Source organism: Mycobacterium sp. DHQP2018-32-09 (assembly GCF_058148405.1).
The window spans coordinates 71,500-95,841 of the sequence record NZ_JBYVYK010000002.1 but is presented as its reverse complement, the minus strand read 5'-3'; the positions used below and the strand labels follow the sequence as shown (position 1 = coordinate 95,841).

24 protein-coding genes are annotated in these 24,342 nt (G+C 69.9%); 17 read left to right on the top strand and 7 right to left on the bottom strand.

Annotation, left to right across the window (positions count from 1 at the left end):
- The first annotated feature begins 3 nt into the window (after positions 1-3).
- Complete coding sequence (locus tag AC30CM_RS01965) at positions 4-843, top strand: DegV family protein (protein WP_490115140.1); 840 nt, start codon at positions 4-6, stop codon at positions 841-843.
- A gap of 3 nt (positions 844-846) precedes the next feature.
- Here the strand turns inward: AC30CM_RS01965 and AC30CM_RS01960 are convergent, their stop codons facing one another.
- Positions 847-1,911 carry an NAD(P)H-dependent amine dehydrogenase family protein gene (locus tag AC30CM_RS01960; protein ID WP_490115139.1) on the bottom strand — a complete coding sequence of 355 codons (1,065 nt, stop codon included), beginning with the start codon at positions 1,909-1,911 and terminating at the stop codon, positions 847-849.
- 163 nt (positions 1,912-2,074) lie between these two features.
- On the opposite strand from AC30CM_RS01960, the gene AC30CM_RS01955 reads away from it, so the two are divergent.
- The 3 genes from AC30CM_RS01955 to holA are packed head-to-tail and all read left to right on the top strand — an operon-like array spanning position 2,075 to position 5,427.
- Positions 2,075-2,932, top strand: a complete 858-nt coding sequence (locus AC30CM_RS01955) for a ComEA family DNA-binding protein (RefSeq protein WP_490115138.1) — start codon at positions 2,075-2,077, stop codon at positions 2,930-2,932.
- Complete coding sequence (locus tag AC30CM_RS01950) at positions 2,929-4,461, top strand: ComEC/Rec2 family competence protein (protein WP_490115137.1); 1,533 nt, start codon at positions 2,929-2,931, stop codon at positions 4,459-4,461. Before AC30CM_RS01955 ends, AC30CM_RS01950 begins: the two co-directional genes overlap by 4 nt.
- Before the next feature lie 12 nt (positions 4,462-4,473).
- On the top strand, positions 4,474-5,427 hold the full coding sequence (holA, locus tag AC30CM_RS01945) for a DNA polymerase III subunit delta (RefSeq protein ID WP_490115136.1): 954 nt from the start codon (positions 4,474-4,476) through the stop codon (positions 5,425-5,427).
- An 87-nt stretch (positions 5,428-5,514) separates the two neighbouring features.
- On the opposite strand, the gene rpsT is transcribed toward holA, so the two are convergent.
- Positions 5,515-5,775 carry a 30S ribosomal protein S20 gene (gene rpsT / locus AC30CM_RS01940; protein ID WP_490115135.1) on the bottom strand — a complete coding sequence of 87 codons (261 nt, stop codon included), beginning with the start codon at positions 5,773-5,775 and terminating at the stop codon, positions 5,515-5,517.
- A 308-nt stretch (positions 5,776-6,083) separates the two neighbouring features.
- Between rpsT and AC30CM_RS01935 the strand changes: the two genes are divergently transcribed.
- The 3 genes from AC30CM_RS01935 to AC30CM_RS01925 are packed head-to-tail and all read left to right on the top strand — an operon-like array spanning position 6,084 to position 9,454.
- Positions 6,084-7,625, top strand: coding sequence for a circularly permuted type 2 ATP-grasp protein (locus AC30CM_RS01935; protein ID WP_490115239.1), 1,542 nt, complete (start codon positions 6,084-6,086; stop codon positions 7,623-7,625).
- Between the two features lie 12 nt (positions 7,626-7,637).
- The gene (locus tag AC30CM_RS01930) at positions 7,638-8,615 is read left to right on the top strand and encodes an alpha-E domain-containing protein (RefSeq protein WP_490115134.1); all 978 of its coding nucleotides are present in this window, start codon (positions 7,638-7,640) and stop codon (positions 8,613-8,615) included.
- Positions 8,615-9,454 (top strand): transglutaminase family protein, encoded by an 840-nt coding sequence (locus AC30CM_RS01925; RefSeq protein ID WP_490115133.1) that lies wholly within the window; start codon positions 8,615-8,617, stop codon positions 9,452-9,454. Before AC30CM_RS01930 ends, AC30CM_RS01925 begins: the two co-directional genes overlap by 1 nt.
- Here AC30CM_RS01925 and AC30CM_RS01920 read toward each other — a convergent pair.
- Positions 9,438-10,310 carry a ribonuclease Z gene (locus AC30CM_RS01920; RefSeq protein WP_490115132.1) on the bottom strand — a complete coding sequence of 291 codons (873 nt, stop codon included), beginning with the start codon at positions 10,308-10,310 and terminating at the stop codon, positions 9,438-9,440. The two genes, AC30CM_RS01925 and AC30CM_RS01920, sit on opposite strands and share 17 nt — an antisense overlap.
- Positions 10,311-10,433: 123 nt before the next feature.
- On the opposite strand from AC30CM_RS01920, the gene AC30CM_RS01915 reads away from it, so the two are divergent.
- Together AC30CM_RS01915 and AC30CM_RS01910 are read left to right on the top strand one after the other, a co-directional pair.
- Positions 10,434-10,862: a CBS domain-containing protein gene (locus AC30CM_RS01915; protein WP_490115131.1), complete on the top strand. Its 429-nt coding sequence runs from the start codon at positions 10,434-10,436 to the stop codon at positions 10,860-10,862.
- Positions 10,863-10,884: 22 nt separating this feature from the next.
- A complete protein-coding gene (locus AC30CM_RS01910; protein WP_490115130.1) occupies positions 10,885-11,499 on the top strand; it encodes a GNAT family N-acetyltransferase in 615 nt (204 codons plus the stop codon).
- 91 nt (positions 11,500-11,590) lie between these two features.
- Here the strand turns inward: AC30CM_RS01910 and AC30CM_RS01905 are convergent, their stop codons facing one another.
- Positions 11,591-12,226, bottom strand: coding sequence for a type II toxin-antitoxin system PemK/MazF family toxin (locus AC30CM_RS01905; RefSeq protein ID WP_490115129.1), 636 nt, complete (start codon positions 12,224-12,226; stop codon positions 11,591-11,593).
- Positions 12,227-12,312: 86 nt separating this feature from the next.
- Here AC30CM_RS01905 and lepA point away from each other — a divergent pair, with 86 nt between their 5' ends.
- Both lepA and AC30CM_RS01895 read left to right on the top strand, forming a co-directional pair.
- On the top strand, positions 12,313-14,181 hold the full coding sequence (lepA, locus tag AC30CM_RS01900) for a translation elongation factor 4 (protein ID WP_490115128.1): 1,869 nt from the start codon (positions 12,313-12,315) through the stop codon (positions 14,179-14,181).
- A complete protein-coding gene (locus AC30CM_RS01895; RefSeq protein ID WP_490115127.1) occupies positions 14,178-14,864 on the top strand; it encodes a sensor domain-containing protein in 687 nt (228 codons plus the stop codon). The genes lepA and AC30CM_RS01895 overlap by 4 nt, the downstream gene beginning before the upstream one ends.
- A 125-nt stretch (positions 14,865-14,989) precedes the next feature.
- Here AC30CM_RS01895 and AC30CM_RS01890 read toward each other — a convergent pair whose 3' ends face one another.
- From AC30CM_RS01890 to AC30CM_RS01880, 3 genes are all read right to left on the bottom strand, one after another.
- A complete protein-coding gene (locus AC30CM_RS01890) occupies positions 14,990-16,528 on the bottom strand; it encodes an HNH endonuclease signature motif containing protein (RefSeq protein WP_490115126.1) in 1,539 nt (512 codons plus the stop codon).
- A 158-nt stretch (positions 16,529-16,686) separates the two neighbouring features.
- Positions 16,687-18,708 (bottom strand): glycoside hydrolase family 15 protein, encoded by a 2,022-nt coding sequence (locus tag AC30CM_RS01885; protein WP_490115125.1) that lies wholly within the window; start codon positions 18,706-18,708, stop codon positions 16,687-16,689.
- 53 nt (positions 18,709-18,761) lie between these two features.
- Positions 18,762-20,000 (bottom strand): FAD-dependent oxidoreductase, encoded by a 1,239-nt coding sequence (locus tag AC30CM_RS01880; RefSeq protein WP_490115124.1) that lies wholly within the window; start codon positions 19,998-20,000, stop codon positions 18,762-18,764.
- Positions 20,001-20,024: 24 nt separating this feature from the next.
- Between AC30CM_RS01880 and AC30CM_RS01875 the strand changes: the two genes are divergently transcribed.
- From AC30CM_RS01875 to AC30CM_RS01850, 6 genes are all read left to right on the top strand, one after another.
- Positions 20,025-20,219 (top strand): hypothetical protein, encoded by a 195-nt coding sequence (locus tag AC30CM_RS01875; RefSeq protein WP_490115123.1) that lies wholly within the window; start codon positions 20,025-20,027, stop codon positions 20,217-20,219.
- A 117-nt stretch (positions 20,220-20,336) separates the two neighbouring features.
- Complete coding sequence (locus AC30CM_RS01870; RefSeq protein WP_490115122.1) at positions 20,337-20,429, top strand: Ms4533A family Cys-rich leader peptide; 93 nt, start codon at positions 20,337-20,339, stop codon at positions 20,427-20,429.
- Between the two features lie 124 nt (positions 20,430-20,553).
- Positions 20,554-21,588 (top strand): sulfate ABC transporter substrate-binding protein, encoded by a 1,035-nt coding sequence (locus AC30CM_RS01865; RefSeq protein WP_490115121.1) that lies wholly within the window; start codon positions 20,554-20,556, stop codon positions 21,586-21,588.
- Positions 21,585-22,424 carry a sulfate ABC transporter permease subunit CysT gene (gene cysT, locus AC30CM_RS01860; RefSeq protein ID WP_490115120.1) on the top strand — a complete coding sequence of 280 codons (840 nt, stop codon included), beginning with the start codon at positions 21,585-21,587 and terminating at the stop codon, positions 22,422-22,424. The genes AC30CM_RS01865 and cysT overlap by 4 nt, the downstream gene beginning before the upstream one ends.
- Positions 22,421-23,233: a sulfate ABC transporter permease subunit CysW gene (cysW, locus tag AC30CM_RS01855; RefSeq protein ID WP_490115119.1), complete on the top strand. Its 813-nt coding sequence runs from the start codon at positions 22,421-22,423 to the stop codon at positions 23,231-23,233. Before cysT ends, cysW begins: the two co-directional genes overlap by 4 nt.
- A gap of 24 nt (positions 23,234-23,257) precedes the next feature.
- The gene (locus tag AC30CM_RS01850) at positions 23,258-24,313 is read left to right on the top strand and encodes a sulfate/molybdate ABC transporter ATP-binding protein (protein WP_490115118.1); all 1,056 of its coding nucleotides are present in this window, start codon (positions 23,258-23,260) and stop codon (positions 24,311-24,313) included.
- Positions 24,314-24,342: the final 29 nt, after the last annotated feature.

Sequence of the window (24,342 nt, the reverse complement as noted above, 5' to 3'; positions counted from 1 at the left end):
ACCGTGGCCGTCGTCGTGGTCACCGACTCGTCCGGTCGTTTGACGCCAGATCAGCTGCAGCGCTGGGGAATTCGTCAGGTACCGCTGCACGTGATGGTCGACGGCGCGGACCTCCGCGACGGCGTCGACGTCATCCCGCCCGACGTGCACGTCCGCGCGGGTGTCACCACCGCGGGTGCGGCCCCGGCGGACCTCGTCGCGGCCTACCGGCAGGCGTCCTCCGACAGCGGCGGCGACGGCGTGGTCGCCGTGCACCTGTCGGCGGCGCTGTCGAGCACCGTCTCCGCCGCGAGGACGGCGGCCGGCGAGGTCGGCCGCTCCGTGCGCGTGGTGAACTCGCGCTCGGCGGCGGCGGGCGTCGGGTTCGTGGCGCTGGCGGCAGCACGCGCCGCCGCGTCGGGTGCGGACCTCGACACCGTCGAAGCGGTTGCCAGGGAAGCGGTGTCGCGCGCACACGCCTTCATCGTGGTGCACCGACTGGACAATCTGCGCCGCAGCGGCCGCATCGGCACCGCGGCGTCGTTCCTGGGGACGGCGCTGTCCCTCAAACCGCTGCTGCGCCTGGACGTGGACGGCAGATTGGTTCCCTCGCAGCGCATCCGCACCGTGTCCAAGGCGCACGCGGCCCTCGTCGACGCCGTCGTGGAGGTCGTGGGAGACCGACGGGCATCGATCGTGGTGCACCACGTCGACAATCACGACGACGCCGACGTCCTCGGTGCCACGCTGACCGCGCGGCTGCCGCAGCTCGAGTCGCTGACCGTCACCGACATGGGCCCGGTACTCGCCGTGCACGTCGGCGAGGGCGCCGTCGGCGTCGTCGTGATGGTCGAGACGCGCTAGCAGCTAGACGGACCGCGCCGCGAAGCGTCCGGTCACCGGGGGCAGGTCGGCCAGGGTCACGATGCCGGGGGCAGCGGCCACCACGGCGGGCACCGCGTTGGTCACCGGCATCGCGGTGTAGATCATGCCGAGGCCCATGAACCCCGGTTCCCGCCAATCCCGTGGCGGCAGACAGTGCACCACCGTGCGCATGTTCGGCATGCCGAACACCTGGATGACGTGCCCGTGCTCGAGGGGCTTGGGCGGCGTGACGTGGCTGCCCATGATCCAGTTGAAACCCACGCTCACCACGTTGCGATCCCCGACCCAGCCGCGGTGGTATCCGTACACGCCGCCCACGGAGCCCGCGGGGATCTGCATGAACCCCAGATCGGTGTCCCCGGTGGCGGCGGTGAACTCGACGTCGAACGTCATCCGGTCGAGCGGGGCGCCGATGGCGTCGGCCATCATCGCCGCCGACTCCGCGAACACCTCGCTCTCGCGCCGCACCGATTCGGCCAGTCCGGGGGTGTCGGGGTCACGGCCGAACCCCATCGCGGCCTGCGTGCCCGCCGATTCGTAGGTGGAGCAGTCGACCGACTCGGTGATGCGGATCTCGTCGACGCGCTCGCACGAGCCGGACAGCACCATCCCCACCAGATTGGTCATGCCGGGGTGCGCGCCACTACCGAAGATGGTGGAATCACCTGCCGTACAAGCATTCCGGATGCGTTCCAGATCCTCGGGACGGTGCTTGCCGCCCGTGATCCACCCGGCGCTCGAGCACACGTTGACGCCGGCCTCGAGCAACGCCACCAGATGGTCGACGTCGGCCCAGAGGGGGTTGTAGCAGCAGGCGTCGGGGCGCAGCGCCAACAGGGCGTCGACGTCGGCCGTGGCCGTGATGCCGGTGGGTTCGGGCCACCCGGCAAGCTCGGCGGCGTCCACGCCCACCTTGTCCGCACCGTGGGCGTACACCCCGACCAACTCCATGTCGTCGCGTCCGATGATGGCGTGCAGCGACCGCGTCCCGATGTTGCCGGTGGTCCACTGGATCACCCGCAAGGGCTGCTGAGTCGGTGTGTTCATGTGCGGCTCCTCGTCGTGTCGGCGTGCACCGGACACTATGCGGATCGTGTTCACCACCGGGTGCGTTCGGCGTTCATCCCCAGACGCCACTTCGTCCACAGCCCGGCTCGGATGTCCGGCACGCAGGCCAAGGCCCGTCGCCGCGCGCGCCTAGGTTCGCGGCATGCGAATCGAACGCGCCACCGCGCGAGGCAGACTCGCCGCCGAGCCTGGGGGTCCCGTCGATCCCGACGCCTCGGACGACGCGGAGGAGTCCGAGACGTCGTTGGCCAAGTGGCTGCCCGATGCCCTGCCCACGGGTCGAGCCCCGTGGCTCGCTGCGGTCCGTGCCGATCCGGGACGGGCGGGAGCGCTGGCGTTGGCGGTCGTCGGTGCGATCGCCGTCGCCATCACGGTCGTCACGCTGGCCCGCGACGATCCGCCGCCGGTCACCGCGGTCAACCTGCCCCAGGTGCAGATGGCCTCGGCCGCGCCCGCCGCTCCGGGAGTTCCCGCGGCGTCGGGCACGGCAGCCGCCGCCGACCAGGCCGTCGTGGTCAGCGTCGCCGGGTTGGTGCAGCACCCCGGGCTGGTGACGCTGCCGCCCGGATCCCGCGTCGACGACGCCCTGAGCGCTGCCGGTGGCGTGCTGGATGGCGCGGACCTGTTGGGGCTCAACGTCGCACGTCGGGTGACCGACGGCGAGCAGATCGTCGTCGGGATCGCCTCGCCCCCGGGAGCGCCACCCGCGATGGGCAGTTCGGTGGCTGCCCCCGCCGCGGCCGGTGCGGGTGCACCTGCGACCGGTGGCGGGGGTGCGGCCGGCGGTGACGTGGGCAGCGGGGGAGACGGCCCGGTGAACCTCAACACCGCCACCGTCGAACGGCTCGACGAGCTGCCGGGCGTCGGACCCGTCACGGCCGCGGCCATCGTCGCCTGGCGCGAGGCCAACGGACGGTTCACCGACGTCGAACAACTCGGCGACGTCGACGGCATCGGTCCGGCCCGCCTGGAGAAGCTGCGCGGGCTGGTCGTCGTGTGATCGGCGGTGGTGGCACCGACCAGCCCGTCCCCGCGGTTGCCGACCTGCGGCTGGTCCCGGCGGCGCTGGCAGTCTGGGCCGTGACGGTGGCGGGGATCCTGGGTGGCCCGCTGCCCGCCGCCGCGGTGGTCGTCGCCGCGACGTTCGCGACGGCGGTGAGCGCCCGCGTGCTGGGCGGGACCGGCGCGTCGCCCTGGCCGGCCGCGGCGATGGTGGCCGCCGCGGGAGCGACGTTCGCGGTGGCGGTATGCCTGCGTGCGGACGCCGTCGAGCACCACCGGATCAATGCACGCCTCGGGGACACCGTGGCGGTGTCGGTCACCGCCACCGAGACCCCGCGGTCGATCGCCGGCGGTCGGGTGATGTTCGCCGGCGAGCTGCGCTCGCTCGACGGGGTCCCCGTCGGCGGGCGGGTGATCGTGTTCGCGTCCGTCGGCGGCGTCGGCGACCTCACCGTGGGCCGACCCGCGGACTTCCGGGCCCGTGTCGGTGCGCCCCTGCGACGCGATCTGACCGTGGCGGTGCTCTCGGCCACGGGTCGCGCGCGGCTCGGCGAGGCCGGCCTGGTGCATCGCGCCGCGGCCGCGGTGCGCCGGACGTTCGCCGAGACCGCGCGGGCCGCACTGCCCGCCGACCAGGCCGCGATGCTGCCGGCGCTGGTCCTCGGCGATACCTCCGCCGTCGACCGGACGACGCTCGATGAGTTCCGGCGCGCCGGCCTGACGCATCTGACGGCGGTGTCGGGTGCGAACGTCACGATCGTCTGCGGGACCGTGCTGCTGTCGGCGGTGCTCGTCGGACCGCGGTGCGCCGTCGCCTTGGCCGCGGTCGTGCTCGTCGCGTTCGTGATCGTCGTGCAACCCACCGCCAGCGTGCTGCGGGCGGCGGTGATGGGTGCGGTGACGCTGCTCGCCGTCCTGGCGCACCGCCGCCGTCAGGCGATTCCCGCGCTCGCGGCCACCGTCGTGACCGTGCTGACCGGATGGCCGCACCTCGCCGTCGACGTCGGGTTCGCCCTGTCGGTGGTGGCCACGGCGGCGCTGGTGGTCATCGCCCCGGTGTGGACGTCGCGGTTACGGGACCGGGGATGGCCGAAGCCGCTGGCGGCCGCCGTCAGCGTGTCCACGGCCGCCCAGCTGGTCACCGCGCCGCTGGTCGCCGGCATCTCGGGCACCGTGAGCTTCGTGGCGATCGCGGCGAACCTGGCCGCCACCGTGGTGGTCGCTCCCATCACGGTGCTCGGCACCGCGGCCGCGGCCGTCGCCACGGCATGGCCGGGCGGAGCGGCGCTGCTCGTCCGGTTCACCGGACCCGAACTGTGGTGGCTGCTGTGGGTGGCGGGTCGTGCGGCGGCGATCCCCGGCGCGGTGCTCCCGGTGCCGTCGGGGTTGGCCGGTGCGGTCTGCGTGGCCGCGACGAGCCTGGCCGCCGTCGCGGCGTGGCGCTGGCGGTGGGGTCGTGTGCTGGTGGTGTGGACGGCGGTCGGGGCGGCCGCGTGGGCGGCGTCCGCACACGTCGGCACCGCGTGACACCATCGTCGGGTGAGCCAACTCCACCTCGTGCTGGGCGACGAAGACCTGCTCGTCGAGCGCGCCGTGACCGCGGTGCTGCAGGCGACGCGCACGGCCGCCGGCTCCGACGACGTGCCGGTGGATCGGATGCGAGCGGGTGAGGTCAGCACCAACGAGCTGGCCGAGTTGCTCAGCCCTTCGCTGTTCGCCGACGAACGGGTACTGGTGCTGGAGTCGGCCGCCGAGGCGGGCAAGGAGGCCGTCACCCTCATCGGCACCGCCGCCGCCGACCTGCCACCGGGTACCACGCTCGTCGTCGTGCACTCCGGGGGTGGGCGCGCCAAGGCGCTGGCCGATCAGCTCAAGAAGCTCGGCGCCGAGGTCCATCCGTGCGCCAAGGTCACCAAACCGGCCGAACGCGCGGACTTCGTGCGCCGCGAGTTCCGCACGCTCAAGGTCAAGATCGGTGACGACGCGCTGACGGCGCTGCTCGACGGCGTCGGCTCCGATCTGCGGGAATTGGCCGCGGCGTGCTCGCAGTTGGTGGCCGACACCGGGGGCGACATCAGCGTCGCCGCGGTGCGGCGCTACCACTCGGGCAAGGCCGAGGTGAAGGGTTACGAGATCGCCGAGTTGGCCGTCACCGGTGACCTCGAGGGCGCCTCCGAGTCGCTGCGGTGGGCGATGATGGCCGGCGAGCCGCACGTCGTGTTGGCCGACGCGTTGGCCGAGGCCGTGCATGCCATCGCGCGCATCGGCCCGCTGAGCGGCAGCCACAATCAACTGGCCGGCGAGGTCGGCATGCCACCGTGGCGGGTGCAGAAGGTGCAGCGCCAGGCGCGTCGATGGTCGCGCGATTCGGTGGCCGAGGCCATGCGGGTGGTCGCAACGCTCAACGCCGACGTCAAGGGGGCGGCCGCAGATGCCGACTACGCGTTGGAGGCCGCGGTGCGCCGGGTGGCACAGCTGGCGGGAGCGCGCTAGGCGCCGCCCCGAGAACACCGACACCCGAGAACACCGAAACGCCGGGCGACCCGAAGGTCGTCCGGCGTTCCGAAAGGTCTGGCTAGCTCAGAGCTTGTTCAGCGCGAGCGCGAGGGCCGACTTCTTGTTGGCGGCCTGGTTCTTGTGGATGACGCCCTTGCTGGCGGCCTTGTCGAGCTTGCGGCTGGTCGTGGCCAGCAGCTCGGTGGCCTTGTCCTTCTCGCCCGCCTCGACGGCCTCGCGGAACCCGCGGACAGCCGTGCGAAGCGCCGACTTCACCGACTGGTTGCGCAGACGGGCACGCTCGTTGGTACGGATGCGCTTTTCCTGCGACTTGATGTTGGCCACGCGTTAGTTCCTTCTGAATCTCAGCTTGGGTGTCGGTCTGCTCTGGTGGTGAAACGTAAGTGGCGCCCTGCGCGTCGGCGAGGGGCAGCGAGGGTTCAGACTACCAGCGCCGCGGGTAAATGCCCAAAGTGAGTGTCGCTGGCCTGCCGAAACGAGACAGTTGGGGCAGCATGTCCCCTGTGAGCCCTCGAACCCTACCTGCGGATACCGGACGGGCGGCGCGCGGCAAGCCGCGGTCGAAACAGCGTCACCAAGGCATCTTCGGCGGCTACGACGACGTCGGCAGGTACTCCGAGGCGTTCGACGAGATGTTCGACGCCGAGGGCAACGTCCGCGCGCCCTACAAGGGAATCTTCGACGAACTCGCGCCGTCGGATGCCTCCGAGTTGGCGGCTCGTTCCGAGGCGCTCGGCCGGGCGTTCGTCGACCAGGGCATCACGTTCTCCCTGTCCGGCCAGGAGCGGCCGTTCCCGCTCGACCTGGTTCCCCGGGTCATCTCGGCGGCGGAGTGGTCACGGCTCGAGCGCGGCATCAAGCAGCGGGTCAAGGCCCTCGAGATGTACCTCGACGACGTCTACGGCGAGCAGGAGATCCTGCGCGACGGCGTCATCCCCCGGCGACTCATCACGTCGTGCGAACACTTCCACCGCGAGGCCGCGGGCATCGTGCCGCCCAACGGGGTGCGCATCCACGTCGCGGGCATCGACCTGGTGCGCGACGCGCAGGGCACCTTCCGTGTGCTGGAGGACAACCTGCGTTCGCCCTCCGGTGTCTCCTATGTGATGGAGAACCGCCGCACGATGGCGCGGGTGTTTCCCAACCTGTTCGCCACGCACCGGGTGCGCGCGGTCGGCGACTACTCGTCGCACCTCCTGCGGGCGTTGCGGAATGCGGCCGCCCCCAACGAGGCCGACCCCACCGTCGTGGTGCTCACGCCGGGCGTCTACAACTCCGCCTACTTCGAGCACTCCCTGCTGGCGCGGCAGATGGGCGTCGAACTGGTGGAGGGGCGCGACCTCTTCTGCCGCGACAACACCGTCTACATGCGCACGACCGAGGGCGAACGGCAGGTCGACGTCATCTACCGCCGCATCGACGACGAGTTCCTGGATCCCATGCAGTTCAAGCCCGATTCGATGCTGGGCGTGGCCGGCGTGCTGAACGCCGCGCGGGCGGGCAACGTGGTGATCTCCAGTGCCGTCGGCAACGGCGTCGGCGACGACAAGCTCGTCTACACCTACGTCCCCACCATCATCGAGTACTACCTGGGGGAGAAGCCGCTGGTGGCCAACGTCGACACCTTCCGGTGCTGGCTCGATGACGAACGCGAGGAAGTGCTCGACCGCGTCGACGAACTGGTGATCAAGCCGGTCGAGGGTTCCGGTGGGTACGGCATCGTGTTCGGCCCCGACGCGTCGGCCAAGGAACTCGCCGCGATCTCCAAGAAGATCCGCAGCGAGCCGCGCGGCTGGATCGCCCAGCCCGTGGTGCAGCTGTCGACGGTGCCGACGCAGATCGACGACGAGTTGGCGCCGCGCCACGTCGACCTGCGTCCGTTCGCGGTCAACGACGGCGACGACGTGTGGGTGCTGCCCGGCGGTCTGACCCGCGTGGCGCTGCCCGAGGGCTCGCTGGTGGTGAACTCCAGTCAGGGCGGTGGTTCGAAGGACACCTGGGTGCTGGCCACGCGCACGTCGGCGGCCGATCGCGAACTCGCGGCAGCCGAGGTGGTGCGTTCACTGCCGCAGACCACCAACGGCGAACGGGCGCTGGACGGGCAGGCCACCCAGCAGCAACAGCAGGGGCCCAACCCGAGCCAGACGCAGCAGCAACAGCAGCAGCAGGCGTGAGGGGGACGAACGATGTTGGCACGCAACGCTGAATCCCTCTACTGGATCGGCCGCTACGTCGAACGCGCCGACGACATGGCCCGCATCCTCGACGTCACGGTGCACCAGCTGCTCGAGGACTCGAGCGTCGATCCCGACTTGACGTCGCGCCGGCTGCTGCGGGTGCTGGGCATCACGCCGCCCGACACTGCGCTCGACGTGTGGTCGCTCACCGAGTTGGTGGCGTTCAGTCGGGGCGGGGAAGGTGGCTGCTCCATCGTGGACGCCCTCTCGGCGGCCCGCGAGAATGCCCGTGGCGCACGGGAAGTGACGTCCACGGAGATGTGGGAGTGTCTCAACACCACCTACAACGCGCTGCCCGAGCGGGAACGCGCGGCCAAGCGGCTGGGGCCCGCGGAGTTCCTCGGTTACGTCGAGGGACGTGCCGCCATGTTCGCCGGCCTGGCCGACTCCACGCTGTCCCGCGACGACGGCTACCGCTTCATGGTGCTGGGCCGGGCGATCGAACGCATCGACATGACCGTGCGACTGCTGCTGGCCCGCGGCGGTGACAGCGCGTCGTCGCCCGCGTGGGTCACGGTGCTGCGCGCCGCGGGCGCGCACGACACCTACCTGCGCACCTATCGCGGCGTGCTCGACGCCGCGCGTGTGGTGGAGTTCATGCTGTTGGACCGCTTGTTCCCACGCTCGGTGTTCTACTCGCTGCGCCTGGCCGAGCACAGTCTCGACGAGCTGCACCACCGCGCCCACAACCGCGTCGGTGCCACCGCCGAGGCGCAGCGGTTGTTGGGCCGGGCGCGCAGCGAGTTGGAGTTCCTGCGCCAGGGTGCCCTGCTGGAGTCGCTGGAGACGCGGTTGGCGGGCTTGCAGAAGACGTGCGCCGACGTGGGAGAAGCGTTGGCGCTGGAGTACTTCCACGCAGCACCGTGGGTGGCGTGGACCGACGCCGGGCGTGCCGGGTCACTGGTGATCGAGGAAGGTGAGATCTGATGTGGCGGCTGCGCGTGGTGCACTCCACGGGATATGCGTACAAGTCCGCGGTGACGGCGTCGTTCAACGAGGCGCGGCTGACCCCTCGCTCCGATTCGCGGCAGAACGTCATCCTCAACCGGGTGGAGACGGTGCCCGCCACCAGGTCCTACCGTTACGTCGACTACTGGGGGACGGCGGTGACCTCGTTCGACCTGCATGCCCCACACACCGAACTCGAGGTGACGTCGTCGTCGGTGGTGGAAACCGACGTCGACGAGGAACCCGACGAGGTCGTCACGTGGGAGGACCTGCGTTCGGAGGCCGTCATCGACCACTACGACGAGTTGTTGACCGCCACCCGCTACACGCCGGACAGCAAGCGGATCGCACGGGTGGGGCAGAAGCTCGCCAAGGAGTACGAACCGCGCGAGGCCGTGGTGGCCGCGGCGAACTGGGTACGCGGCGAACTCGCCTACGTGCCGGGGACCACCGGTGTGCACTCGTCCGGTCTCGACGCCCTGCGGGAGGGCAAGGGCGTGTGCCAGGACTTCGCGCATCTGACGTTGGTCCTGTTGCGCAGCATGGGAATTCCCGCCCGCTACGTGTCCGGATACCTGCATCCCAACCGCAAGGCGACCATCGGCGACGCCGTCGAGGGGCAGAGTCACGCATGGGTGCAGGCGTGGACGGGCGGCTGGTGGAACTACGACCCGACCAACGACAAGGCCATCAACGAGCAGTACGTCAGCGTCGGCGTCGGCCGGGACTACGCCGACGTCAGCCCGCTGAAGGGCGTCTACTCCGGCGAGGGCTCCACCGACCTCGACGTCGTCGTGGAGATCACGCGCCTGGCGTGACCGGGGCGGCCCCGCACACCCCGGGGTGGACCTCCACGCGGTGCAGATCGTCGCCCAACTCGATCTGGCGGCCGAAGGTGCTCGCGGCCAACGCGCGCCACTCGTCCTCGGTGCCACGCGCCATGCCCGGTACGTAGTGCGTGAGCACCAAGATGCCGACGCCGGCGCGGGTGGCGGTCGCGCCGGCCTCCTCCACCGAGGAGTGGTAGTCGCAGACGTCCCGCATGCGTTGCAGCGGCAACGCCGAGATCAGGTCCTTGCGGATCACGGTGTGCACCAACGCCCCGGCGCCCGCGGCCAGTTCGTCGAGCGACACACACGGCACCGTGTCGCCGGCCAGTACCACCGAGGCGCCGGAGTGCTCGACGCGGAAGCCGATGGTGGGCGCGACCGGACGGTGATCGGTGGGTGCCACCCGCACCGTCACGTCGTCGCGCTCCCACACCACACCGTCGACGACCTCGCGCACGTCGACCCGCGGCGGGCCCGGCAGGTCGGGGTGGTGGGCCAAGCGGTAGCCGATGTCGTGCCCGAACGCCGCGAGGGTCGCGTCGACCACCTCGGCGGTTCCCGGCGGTCCGATGACGACGAACGGCGCCGGGTCCGGGTCGAACGTCGTGATCCAGCGCGTGATCAGCAGGTCGCCCAGGTCGGCGATGTGGTCGCTGTGCAGGTGTGTCAGCAGCAGCGCGCTCAGTGCACCGGCGGCGCTGCCCGCGGCGGCCAATCGCTGCTGAACGCCCCGGCCGCAGTCGACGAGGAACGTCTGCCCGCCCGCACGCACCAGCGTCGCGGGCCCGGCGCGATCCGGGTCGGGCACCGGGCTGCCGGTGCCCAGCAGCGTGATCTCGATCATGATCACGGTTATACCGTCGCCGCCGGGCCCGTGGAGGCGGTTGGCGTGAGTGTCGTCGGGGATTCCGCGCCGCGGACCGACCACCTATCCTGATGTGACGTAGGTCACGAACGGAGGCGTTCGGTGCGGATTGCGGACGTGTTGAGGAACAAGGGTGCCGGCGTGCTCACCGTGGCGCCGGACGCGACGGTCGGGACGCTGCTCGCCGGACTCGTCACCCGCAACGTGGGGGCCATGGTGGTGGTGGACGACGGCGAGCCGGTGGGCATCGTCTCCGAGCGCGACGTCGTGCAGCACCTGCACCGGCACGGCGCCGCACTCTTGGATTGCGCGGTCGCGGACATCATGTCCACGCACGTGATCACGTGCACGCCCACCGACTCGGTGGACAGCCTCAGCGGGTTGATGACCACTCACCGGGTGCGGCACGTGCCGGTGCTCGACGGCGGCAGGCTCGCCGGGATCGTCAGCATCGGCGACGTCGTCAAGACCCGGATGGAGGAACTCGAGACGCAGCAGGAGCACCTGGAGAAGTACATCACCCAGGGTTGACCAGGCGTGTCATGGTGGGGGGATGACGAGCCCATCCGCCGACGTCCGACCCGCTCAGCGCTCCGACGTCGGCCGCCTGTCGGCCACGCTGGCCCGGGCCTTCTTCGACGACCCGGTGATGTGCTGGATGCTGCCGGACCCGCAGGTGCGGCGGCGCAAGCTGCCCAAGGTGTTCTCGGTGCTGTCGCGTTACCACCATCTGTCCCGTGGCGGCATGGAGGTGGCGCTGGACGGAGGCGACGTGCGCGCCGCGTCGCTGTGGGACCCGCCGGGGCAGTGGCGCCAGACGCGCCTCGAACAGTTGCGCGCCCTACCGGAATTGATGTTCACGTTCGGCGGCGCGGCGTCGCGGGGCATGGCCATCGAGGAACGCATGGCCGCGGTGCACCCCGAGGAGCCACACTGGTACCTCGCGATCATCGGCAGCGATCCCAGCGTCCGCGGTGCGGGCTACGGCAACGCGTTGATGCGGTCGCGCCTGGATCGGTGCGACGCCGAGTACGCGCCGGCGTACCTGGAGTCGAGCAACCCCGACAACGTGCCCTACTACCAGCGTTTCGGGTTCGAGGTCACGGGGGAGATCCGATTGCCGGACGGGGGCCCGTCGTTGGTGCCGATGTGGCGGCAGCCACGGTGAGGCAGATGTGGCGGCAGCCACGGTGAGGCAGATGTGGCGGCAGCCACGGTGAGGCAGGGGTGGCGGCAGCCACGGTGAGGCAGGGGTGGCGTCAGGACCAGGAGTACTCGGCGCGCAGCCGCATCGCGACCCGCTCGAACCGCTCCCGATCCAGCACGGCGCCCTCGCGGCGGATGCCCTCCTCGGGGACGTGCAGCACGCGGTCCAGCCGCACCCAGCTCGCGCGGCCCTCGTAGTCCCACGTTCCGGTGCCGATGCCCACCCACTCGCGGTCGGAACCGTGCCGGTCCTGGCTGGACAGCATGAGACCGAGCAGCGTGGACGCGTCACGCCCCACGACCAGCACGGGCCGGTCCTTGCCCCGGGTGGGGTCGTCCTCGTAGACCACCCAGGTCCAGACGATCTCGCCGGGATCGGCCTGACCGTCCAGGTCGGGGGAGTACTCGATGCGTCGGGCACGCGCCGACGTCGGCACGCTGGTGTCGGTGATGGGCCGGCCCGCGGTGATCGCCCGCGGGGGCGGCGCGGTGGCATTGGCCAGCGCGGCCAAACCCACCTCGATGCCCAGCCTGATTCCCTGTTGTACGCCCTGCTGGATGCCGCGCTGCAGGCCCTCCGTGCCGGGCAGTTGGCGGATCAGCTTCGGTGCCTCGGTGAACACCAGCTTCTCCGTGCCCTCGAGAGTGCCCCGGACAAACCGCTGGAACGTCTTCCACTGCGACGCCATGTGACGAGCATAGGTGAGCGTGATTGTGTCGGTCGGCCCGTCGCTGGCTACGCTGGAACGGCTCGGGTGCGGTCCTCAGCTTTGCCGTGCCCTCGTCCCACCAGGAGATTCCCATCAGCAGCTTCGCCGACAAGACGTTCACTGCGCCGGCGCAGATCAGGAACTTCTGCATCATCGCCCACATCGATCACGGCAAGTCGACGTTGGCCGATCGCATGCTGCAGCTGACCGGCGTGGTCGACGACCGCTCCATGCGTGCGCAGTACCTCGACCGCATGGACATCGAGCGGGAACGCGGCATCACGATCAAGGCCCAGAACGTGCGGCTGCCGTGGCAGGTGAACGGTGAGGACTTCGTGCTGCACCTCATCGACACCCCCGGGCACGTCGACTTCACCTACGAGGTGTCGCGGGCGCTGGAGGCGTGTGAGGGCGCCGTGCTGCTGGTCGACGCCGCCCAGGGCATCGAGGCGCAGACGTTGGCCAACCTGTACCTGGCGCTCGACCGGGATCTCACGATCATCCCGGTGTTGAACAAGATCGACCTGCCGGCCGCCGATCCGGACCGCTACGCCGGGGAGATCGCCCACATCATCGGCTGCGAGCCGTCCGACGTGCTGCGCGTGTCCGGCAAGACCGGCGTGGGCGTCGCCGAGTTGCTGGACGAGGTGGTCAGGCAGGTCCCTGCGCCGACGGGCGACCCCGATGCCCCCGCGCGGGCCATGATCTTCGACTCGGTCTACGACATCTACCGTGGCGTGGTCACCTACGTCCGCGTCGTCGACGGCAAGATCACGCCGCGGGAGCGCATCGCGATGATGTCCACCGGCGCCACCCACGAGCTGCTCGAGGTCGGCATCGTCTCGCCCGAGCCGAAGCCGTCCGACGGGCTGGGTGTCGGCGAGGTGGGTTACCTCATCACCGGTGTGAAGGACGTCCGCCAGTCGAAGGTCGGTGACACGGTCACCACGGCCCGCAAGGGGGCCACCGAGGCGCTCACCGGCTATCGCGAACCCCGCCCGATGGTGTATTCGGGGCTTTATCCGGTCGACGGTTCGGACTACCCGGTGCTGCGGGAGGCGCTGGACAAGCTGCAGCTCAACGATGCGGCGCTGACGTACGAGCCGGAGACCTCGGTGGCACTGGGGTTCGGGTTCCGCTGCGGCTTCCTGGGGCTGCTGCACATGGAGATCACGCGTGAGCGGTTGGAGCGCGAGTTCAATCTCGACCTGATCTCGACCGCGCCCAACGTGGTGTACCGCGTGGTCAAGGACGACGGCACGGAGCTGGTGGTCACCAATCCGTCGGATTGGCCCGAGGGCAAGGTTCGCGAGGTGTACGAACCGGTCGTGAAGACCACGGTGATCGCCCCCAGCGAGTTCATCGGCACGATCATGGAGCTGTGTCAGGCGCGCCGCGGCGAGCTGGGAGGCATGGACTATCTGTCGCCGGAGCGCGTCGAGCTGCGTTACACGATGCCGCTGGGCGAGATCATCTTCGACTTCTTCGACTCGCTGAAGTCACGCACCCGCGGGTATGCGAGCCTCGACTACGAGGAGGCCGGCGAGCAGCAGGCCGACCTGGTGAAGGTGGACATCCTGCTGCAGGGTGAGGCCGTCGACGCGTTCAGCGCCATCGTGCACAAGGACGGTGCGTCGGCCTACGGCAACAAGATGACCTCGAAGCTCAAGGAACTCATCCCGCGCCAGCAGTTCGAGGTGCCGGTGCAGGCGGCCATCGGGTCGAGAATCATTGCGCGCGAGAACATCCGGGCCATCCGCAAGGACGTGCTGTCCAAGTGCTACGGCGGTGACATCACCCGCAAGCGCAAGCTGCTGGAGAAGCAGAAGGAGGGCAAGAAGCGCATGAAGACCATCGGTCGGGTGGACGTGCCGCAGGAAGCCTTCGTCGCAGCACTGTCCACCGACGCGGCCTCGGACAAGCCGAAGAAGTGACCGGGCGGCTCGCCGTCACCGTGGCAGCAGCCTGCCTGGTCTCGGCGGGGTGCAGTCACACCGTGTCCGGCACCGCCGTACGGGCCTCGGGGTCCGCGCCGCATGCGGTGTCGACGCTGCGCGCCGCCCAACTGGACCACGTGCTGGTGGATCTGCCGGACCTGGCCGCGTTGGTCGGTGCTCCGGAGTTGGACGTCATCGGCCAGCTCGACGAGATGTCGGACAACGCCGACGTCGTATCGGACCCGGGGTGTCTGGGCACCGTGATGGGTGCCGAGAAGTCCGTGTACGCCGGGAGCGGCTGGACTGCGGTGCGCGACCAGGTGTCGGGCGACCAGCTCGACGAACACTGGGTGGAGCAGACGGCGGTGCTGTTCGGGTCCGAGGCGCAGGCGAAGGCCTTCCACGAGTCGTCGCAGCGGACATGGCGTGACTGCGCGGGTTACTCGGTGTCGGTCGACGACGTCGACGTCACCTACGTGTGGGAGGTCGGTGACCTGGAGTCGGTGGGGGGCGTGCTCGCACAGCGCACGGTCGAGCAGGGCTTCGAGGAGTGGCAGTGCGGGCACGCGCTGGCGCAGGCGGCCAACCTCGTGGTGGAGACGTGGACCTGTTCTTATGACGAGGGCGACGAGGCCGTTCGGCTGGCCGAGCGCATGTTGGCCAACGCCGCGACCGCCTGACGGGTCCGACCGGCACGAACGGAACCACGGTGCCCGTGGGTGGTGCCGGCGCAGGCGGCGGATCTTGGTGTGCCACGGGGAGCGGTAGTCGGCCGGGGCCCGTCGGCGCCCGTTGACGACGGTACTCAGGGCGGTGCCGCCCGCGGTGGGTGCTGTTCGGGCGCCCAGGGGTCGTCGATGGTTGGTCCGGTGCTCGCGTCGCCGGGTGGGTCGGCGGCTGCCTCGCTGGTGCCCCTCATCCCGTCGGGTGGTGAATCCATTGCCGCGCAGCCGCTTTCCCCGCCACCGCGTGGCGGGTGGAGTCGTTCGGGGTGGTGGTAGGTGTTGATTCGGGCTTGCCCGCGGTCCAGCAGTGGCGGTGGATGCCATTCGACCTCGTGGCGGGCGTTCAACCGGGTGGTCCAGCCACCCTTCTTGCCGACCAGCCGGTTGTCGCCGCCGCACGCCAGCCCGTTGTCGTTGACGTTGGTGTTGCCGCCGTCGGCGAAGTCCTTGGCGGCGTGGTGGACCTGGCAGCCGTAGGCGGGAACCGTGCAGCCGGGTTTGGTGCAGCCGCCGTCGCGGGTGATCAACGCCAGCCGTTGCACGACGGTGGCGGTGCGGCGGGTTTGGAACAGGTCGAGGACCTTGCCGGTCGCATCGTCGAACAGCGTCAGGAACCCGGTCGTGGTGGACTGGGCGGCCAGCTGCAGGATCTCGCGCCGCGTGAGCACGGTGCCACCCCCGGTGACGCCGACGCCGGCGCGCGACTCCAGGTCGGCGAGGGTGGTGCGGATCAGGATCGCCGTCGGAATCCCGTTGAGCCGACCCAGTTCACCCTTGTCCAATGCCGTGCGGTGGAGGAACGCCAACGCGTCGTGACGGCGTTGAGCCAGCGTGCGGTCATCACCATCGATCTGCGCCTCTGACGGTGTGCCAGACACGCAGGGATTCTCGTCGGCGGGGTTGCACATACCGGGAGCAGCGAACTTCGCCAACAGCACCTCCAGGGCGGCCCAGGCGGCGGCGGTCATCACGACGTTCACGGCGATGGTGCCGTCGGGGCCCTGCTTGCTTACGGTCATGCCGCGACGGCGAATACCGTCGTCCGCGGTGGGTTCCGGCCCGTCCTGATCGAGCAGATACAGCGCGCGCTTGAGATCGGCGGCCAGCTGGTGCGGTGCCCTGGTGGTGGCGGCCCGCGCCCAGGCGACCTCCAACTCCGACCGCTGCACGGGGTCGACGTGGGTGGGGATCTTGGCGACGGCGTCGCGGATCGCGGCCACGTGGTCGGCGTTGATCACCCCGTGGGACACCGCAAGAGCGGTGGCGGGCAGTTTCGGTGGCATCGCCTGTCCGGTCAGGGATTGCCGGGGCCCGAGGTCGGCGGCGATGGCGACGCGGCGCTTGGCTTCCCTGGGGTGCAGGTTCAGCCGGGTCTGCAACGCATCGGCGAGACTCTTGGCACCCAACTGCGATGGCGGGGTGTCGGCGTCCAGGGAGTTGACGAGGCGGTGCTCCACCGCGGGGATTCGGCAGCGGTGGGTCTCCAGTTCGGCGAGCACGCGCAGTCGCTCGCTGGGCTCCAACGCCGAGAGGTCACAGGCGGTGAGCGCGTCCACGCCGGCGCGCAGGGTCGCCAGCGCCTCGTCCAACATCTGCGCCCGCATGAGTCGAACATACATGCGACCTCTGACATCTTCGGGCCGTCACCCACGGCCCCCGTGCAGTGTGACTGATGGGGCGGGTGAGTTCGGACCGACTGGTGCCGAACGGGTTTCGCCGAACGGGGCGATTCGCGCGCAACGCGGAACGTCGCGCGATCGAGTACGCGGCGGCAGGCCTACATGGGCGCGTTCGCGGGCTGGAACCCTCCGGTGCTGTCTGCCTCGTCCTCGGCGCGGATGACGTGCACCACGGCGTTGATGAGTGCCAGGTGGGTGAACGCCTGCGGGAAGTTGCCGAGGTGCCGACCCGTGCGCGGTTCGATCTCCTCGGCGTACAGGTGCAGCGGGCTGGCGAACGACAGCAACCTCTCGCACAGGTGCCGGGCGCGGCTCACCTCGCCGATCTCGACGAGCGCCGACACCAGCCAGAACGAGCAGATGGTGAACGAGCCCTCCTCGCCCGAAAGGCCGTCGTCGGTCTCCTCGGTGCGATACCGCAGCACCAGGCCGTCCTCGGTGAGCTCGTCGGCGATCGCCAGCACCGTGTTCCGCACGACCGGATCGTCCGACGGCAGGAACCGCACCAGCACCGCCAACAGCAGCGACGCGTCCAACGCGTCGTCGCCGTAGCGCTGCGTCAGCACTCCTCGCGCGTCGACGCCGTTGGCCAGCACGTCGGCCTTGATCTCCTCGGCGATGGTGCTCCACTGCTGCGAGTAGCTCTTCTCGCCTTGCAATTCCGCGAGTTTGGCGCCGCGGTCCAGCGCCACCCAGCACATGATCTTGCTCGACGTGAAGTGCTGCGGTTCGCCGCGCACCTCCCAGATGCCGCGGTCGGGCTCGCGCCAATGCTTGATGGCCTCCTCGACCTGATTCTTCAGCACCGGCCACAGCATCTCCGGGATCTGCTCGCGCGACTTCGCGTGCAGGTACACCGAATCCAGCATCGTGCCCCAGATGTCATGCTGCATCTGGTTGTACGCACCGTTGCCGATGCGCACCGGTCGCGAGTTGTCATAGCCCGACAGGTGGTGCAGTTCCTCCTCGACGAGACTGCGTTCCCCGCCGACCGCGTACATCACCTGCAGCGGATGCCGTTCCCCGTTGTTGGCACCCGAGACGTCGGCGATGAACGCGAAGAAGTCGTCGGCCTCGCGGTCGAGTCCCAGCGTGTACAGACCCCACAGCGCGAACGTGGAATCCCGGATCCACGAGTAGCGGTAGTCCCAGTTCCGTTCGCCCTGAGGCGTTTCCGGTAGCGACGTGGTGCTCGCCGCCAGCAGGGCGCCGGTGGGCGAATACGTCAGCCCCTTCAGCGTCAATGCGCTGCGCTGCAGATACGACCGCCACGGGTGGTCGGGGAAGTCGCCGATGTTGATCCACTGGCGCCACGACTCGCTGGTCTTCCACATCTTGTCGGCGGCCTCGTCGAACGTCTGCGGCGCCGGATGCTTGGACCACGACAGTGCCACGAACACCTTGTCGCCCTCGGTGAGCCGCGTGCGCGCCCGCGCCTCGTGGCCCTCCAAACCCAAACGCAGGTTGGTGGTCAGGCGCAACGTCGGGTGCGAGTCCGGGTTCTTGCCCGCCCGCGCGATCGCCTCGCCGTACGCCGCGGCCGAGTACTCCCACGTGGCGCTGCTGCGGTGGTAGTCGAACGACGGCTCACACGACATGACGAGTTCGACCGTGCCGCTGACGCAGCGGACGGTGCGCAACAGGATGTGCTCGGCGTCCCAGTCCATCGGCGTACGCCGATGCGTGCGAGAGCGCGTCTCCAGGTCGTGCCACGGGCCCATGACGAGCGCGTCGCGGACGATGATCCAGCCCGTGTGGGTCTGCCACGTGGTCTCGAGGATGAGGCTGCCGGGCAGATAACGGCGGGCCGCTGGCACGGTGACGCCGTACGGGCCCAACCGGAAGTGGCCGGCCCCGCGGTCGAGGATGGATCCGAACACGCTGGGGGAGTCCGGGCGCGGAACGCACATCCATTCCACCGACCCGGCGGACGACACCAGGCACGTGTTCTCGCAGTCGGAGAGGAACGCGTAGTCGGCGATCGGCGGGAACGGGTTTCGCCGCGCACCCGTCGGTACGTAGGGCTCCACCGACGTGACGGCGAACGGCGGCTCCGGCTCGTGGTCGGCGTGACCGTTCGCCGTCGACGCGACCGCGGGCTCGTTGGGCTGCAAGACCATGTGCGACATCATCGACCGACGAGCGGGCCCGCGTCCACCCGACGCGGCGACCGTTACCGCTTCGCGAAACTCGGTGCGTGCTCGGGTAGCGGGCCGATGGCGACGCCATACCCCGCGATGGTTCCGAGCAGAGGAAAGCGCTTCGCGATGGCCGCAGCGCGCGGGGGGCCGGGCGGCAGCGCACCCGGTGTGATGACACGTGCGATCGCCCGGTCGGCGACGAGTCGCTGGATCCGCTGGATGAGCGCGGCGGGCGCCCAGCGGCGCACCTGCACCCTGGCCAGGTCGCGCGGCGTCACCGCGCCCCGGCGCAACGGTTCTGCCAGCAGTCGGGCCGCCGCCACCGCGTCGGCGACGGCCAGGTTGATCCCCACCCCGCCGATCGGGGACATGGCGTGCGCCGCGTCGCCGATGAACAGCAGACCGTCGCAGTACCAGCGGCGCAACCGGTTGAGCTGTACGTCGAGCAGCTTCACGTCGTCGAACGACGCCAGCTCGCCGACGCGGTCGGCCAGCCACGGCACCAGGTCGGCGATCTGGCGGCGCAACGCCTCGATGCCCTGCGCCCGCATGGCCGCATCGCTGCCCTTGCGGATCATGTAGGCCACCTGGAAGTAGTCGCCCCGGTCGATCAGCGCGCAACCGTGCCCGTTGCGGAACACGCCGTTGAGGCCGTGCGGGTCGTCCTGACGGCGAGGCAGCCGAAACCACCACACGTCCATGGGCGAGCCGAAGCTGCGCGGAAACATCCCGGCAGCCGTCCGCAGCGTCGACGACCGGCCGTCGCACGCCACCACCAGGTCGGCCCGCATCTCGTGCTCGGCGCCGTCGGCGGCCCGGTAGCGCACGCCGGTCACGCGGTCACCGGCCCGCAGCGGGGCCAGCACCTCGGTGCTGCGGAGCAGCCGGAACGTCGGTTCGGCTGCCGCGGCGTCGGCCAGCAGCTCCAGGAAGTCCCACTGCGGAACCAGCGCGATGTGCTTGTGCGGACCCGGCAGGTGGGAGAGGTCGGCCCGCAGTGGAGCCCCGTTGACGTCGGCGTTCACCGAGTCGATCAGCCGGTGCGGCAGGTTGGCGAACGCTGCCCCCAAGCCCAGCTCGTCGAGCAGTCGCAGCGTGCTGGCGTGCACGGTGTCACCGCGGAAGTCCCGCAGGAAGTCGGCGTGCTTCTCCATGACCGTCACGTCCACGCCGGCGCGCGCGAGTAGCAGCGCCAGCATCATCCCGGCTGGGCCGCCCCCGGCAACCAGGCAGGCCGTGCGGTCGAGGGGCGATGCATCGGGGTGGGCCACGAAGGAGATCGTAGGGTGGAGACGGTGAGCGGCATTCTGAATTGGTGGGACGGCGTCGAACTGTGGCTGTCCGGGCTGGGCTTCGTGATCCAGGCCGTGATCGTGATGCCGGTGGTGCTGCTGCTGGCCTACGGCGTGGCCATGGTGCTCGACGGCGCCCTGGGCAACGGCATCCGCCTGCTGCACCGCGCCCGCCACACCGAGTCGGACGAGGTGTGACCGGCATGCCTCGTTCGCGCGTCACCCTCATCCTGGTGCTGCTGCTGGTCCTCGTCGTCGTGATGTGGTTCTTCACCCGCTGATCCAGCAGCGATGACCTCTGTTATCGTTCGACCCATGCACGCCGCATCGCACCGCGCGCAGGGCCACGTCCTGGCCCTCATCGCCGTGGGCGCCTGCGCCGTCGCCGACGTCTCCTGTTGTCGCTGACCCAACCGTTCGCGGTGTGGCGTCGGTCGTGGTCCGCAGCGTCTCGTCGGGCTGACCACCAACATCCCTTCGCCTTGCCGTCACGGGCTCACACCCTCCCGAACCCCGTCAAGGAAAGGCCCCCATGCTCGACCGTCACCTCACCAAGCCCTGGCGCGCCGTCGGCGCCCTCGCACTGACCGCAACGATGCTGACCGCCTGCGGTGGCGGTGCCAGCGACGTCGCCGGTGGGGGGAGCCAGCCCGCCGCCGACACCACGCTGACCCTCGTCGCCTACGCCGTACCCGAGCCGGGCTGGAGCAAGATCATTCCGGCCTTCGCCGCCACCGAGGAGGGCAAGGGCGTCGCGGTGACCACGTCGTACGGCGCCTCCGGTGACCAGTCCCGCGCCGTCGTCGACGGCAAGCCCGCCGACATCGTGAACTTCTCCGTCGAGCCCGACGTCACCCGCCTGGTGAAGGCCGACAAGGTCGCCAAGGACTGGAATGCCGACGCCACCAAGGGAATCCCGTTCGGCTCGGTGGTGTCACTGGTGGTGCGCAAGGGCAACCCCAAGGGCATCAAGGACTGGGACGACCTGCTGGCGCCGGGCGTCGAGGTGGTCAGCCCCAGCCCGCTGAGTTCGGGGTCGGCGAAGTGGAACTTGCTGGCGCCGTATGCCGCCAAGAGCAACGGCGGCAAGGATCCGCAGGCCGGTCTGGACTTCGTGTCCAAGCTCGTCGGTGAACACATCAAGACCCGCCCCGGCTCCGGGCGCGAGGCCACCGACCTGTTCCTGCAGGGCACCGGGGACGTGCTGATCAGCTACGAGAACGAGGCCATCAACACCGAGCGGCAGGGCAAGGACGTCGAGCACGTCAACCCGCCGCAGACCTTCAAGATCGAGAACCCCGTCGCGGTCGTCACCAGCAGCGCCCACCAGCAGCAGGCCAACGCGCTGAAGAACTTCCTCTACACCGAGCAGGGGCAGAAGCTGTGGGCCGAGGCCGGGTTCCGGCCGGTCGACCCCGCCGTCGCCGAGCAGTTCGCCAAGGACTTCCCGGCGCCCGCGAAGCTGTGGACCATCGCCGATCTCGGCGGGTGGGGCCAGGTGGACCCGGCGCTGTTCGACAAGGACAACGGCTCGATCACCAAGATCTACAAGCAGGCCACTGGATGACCGCAGAGGTCCTGTCCGCACCCAAGACCTCTCCGCGCAGGGGGCGGTCCGGGACCACCGGGCTGCGCGTCGGTGCCGCCGCGATCTGGCTCTCGGTCATCGTCCTCCTCCCGCTGGCCGCCATCCTGTGGCAGTCGGCAGGCGGTGGCTGGGACGCGTTCTTGCAGGCGGTGACGTCCAACGCCGCCATCGCCTCGTTTCGCGTGACGCTGACGATCTCCATCGGTGTCACGATCGTCAACCTCGTCTTCGGGTTGCTGGTGGCGTGGGTGCTCACGCGCGACGAGTTCCCGGGCAAGCGGTTGGTGGACGCCGTCATCGACCTGCCGTTCGCGTTGCCGACCATCGTGGCGAGCCTCGTCATGCTGGCCCTCTACGGCCCCAACAGCCCCGTCGGGCTGGAGTTGCAGCACACCAAGTGGGGTGTCGGCATCGCGCTGCTGTTCGTCACGTTGCCGTTCGTGGTGCGCTCGGTGCAGCCCGTGCTGCTCGAGTTGGACCGCGAGGTGGAGGAGGCCGCCGCGTCGCTGGGCGCCAACAACGTGACGATCTTCACGCACGTGATCCTGCCGGCGCTGCTGCCGTCACTGCTGTCCGGTGCAGGGCTGGCGTTCTCGCGCGCCATCGGCGAGTTCGGTTCCGTGGTGCTGATCGGCGGGGCGGTGCCGGGTGAGACCGAGGTCTCGTCGCAGTGGATCCGCACCCTCATCGAGAACGACGACCGCACGGGTGCGGCGGCCATCTCGATCGTGCTGCTGCTCATCTCGTTCGTCGTGCTGTTCATCCTGCGGGCCGTGGGCTCGCGGGCCGCCAGGCGCGAGGAGCTGTCCTCGTGAACCCTCGTCCGCTGGTGCGCAACCTGCTGCGCTACACCGCGTTGGCCTACGTCACCGTGCTGGTGATCGTGCCGGTAGGGCTCATCCTGTGGCGTGCGTTCTCGCCCGGGATCGGCGCGTTCGCGGCGTCGATCTCCACACCCGCGGCCATCTCCGCGCTGAACCTGTCGCTGCTGGTGGTGGCCATCGTGGTGCCGCTCAACGTCGTCTTCGGCATCCCGACGGCACTGGTGCTGGCGCGCAACAGGTTTCGCGGCAAGAGTGCGCTGCAGGCCGTCATCGACCTGCCGTTCGCCGTGTCGCCGGTCGTGGTCGGCGTCGCGCTGATCCTGCTGTGGGGATCGGCGGGGCTGCTGGGCTTCGTGGAGCAAGGCCTCGGTTTCAAGATCATCTTCGGTCTGCCCGGCATCGTGCTCGCGAGCATCTTCGTCACCGTGCCGTTCGTGATCCGGGAGGTCGAACCGGTGCTGCACGAACTGGGCACCGATCAGGAGGAGGCGGCCTCGACGCTGGGCGCGTCGTGGTGGCAGACCTTCTGGAAGATCACGCTGCCGTCCATCCGGTGGGGTCTCACCTACGGCGTGGTGCTCACCATCGCCCGTACGCTCGGTGAGTTCGGCGCCGTCATCATGGTGTCGTCCAATCTTCCCGGCACCTCTCAAACGCTGACGCTGCTGGTCGCCGACCGCTACAACCGAGGCGATCAGTACGGCGCGTACGCCATCTCGACGCTGCTCATGGGGGTCGCGGTGTTCGTGCTCATCGCCCAGGTGATCCTCGACGCCCGGCGCGCGCGCCAGGCAAAATAGGCCACGACGACAGGACTTCCGCCGATGACGAATGCCATCACCGTGCGTGGCGCCAACAAGCGCTACGGCGACTTCGTCGCTCTCGACGACATCGACTTCGACGTGCCGGAAGGGTCGTTGACGGCCCTGCTGGGGCCCAGCGGCTCGGGCAAGTCGACCCTGCTGCGTGCCATCGCCGGCCTCGACGAGCCCGACAGCGGCACCATCACGATCAAGGGCGAGGACGTCACGCACGTGCCGCCGCAGCGCCGCGAGATCGGGTTCGTGTTCCAGCACTACGCGGCGTTCAAACACCTCACGGTGCGGGACAACGTGGCCTTCGGGCTCAAGATCCGCAAGCGCCCCAAGGCCGAGGTCAAGGCCAAGGTCGACGAACTGCTGGAGATCGTCGGCCTCGCGGGCTTCCAGCGCCGCTACCCGAACCAGCTCTCCGGTGGGCAGCGGCAACGCATGGCCCTGGCCCGCGCCCTCGCGGTCGATCCGCAGGTGCTGCTGCTCGACGAACCGTTCGGCGCGCTCGACGCGAAGGTCCGCGAGGACCTGCGGACCTGGCTGCGGCGCCTGCACGACGAGGTACACGTCACCACCGTGCTGGTGACGCACGACCAGGCCGAGGCGCTCGACGTGGCCGATCGGATCGCGGTGCTCAACAAGGGGCGCATCGAGCAGGTCGGCACCCCGACCCAGGTCTACGACGAACCCGCCAACGGCTTCGTCATGTCGTTCCTCGGAACCGTCTCCGCGCTCAACGGAATCCTGGTGCGGCCCCACGACATTCGGGTCGGCCGCAATCCCGAGCTGGCGATCGCCACCGGTGACGGCACGGCGGAGTCGACCGGGGTCACCAAGGCCGTGGTCGACCGTGTCGTCGTCCTGGGATTCGAGGTCAGGGTGGAGCTGACCAGCGCCACCACCGGCGGGGCGTTCACGGCGCAGATCACCCGCGGTGACGCCGAGGCGCTCGGGCTGAAGGCCGGCGACACGGTGTACGTGCGCGCCACCCGGGTGCCGCCGATCGCGGGGAGCGCGCAGGACGCCACGCCTCGCAACGACGCCGTCGAGGGCATCGGCGCGTCGTGAACTCCGGGGCCTGCGTCTCGGCGGACGAC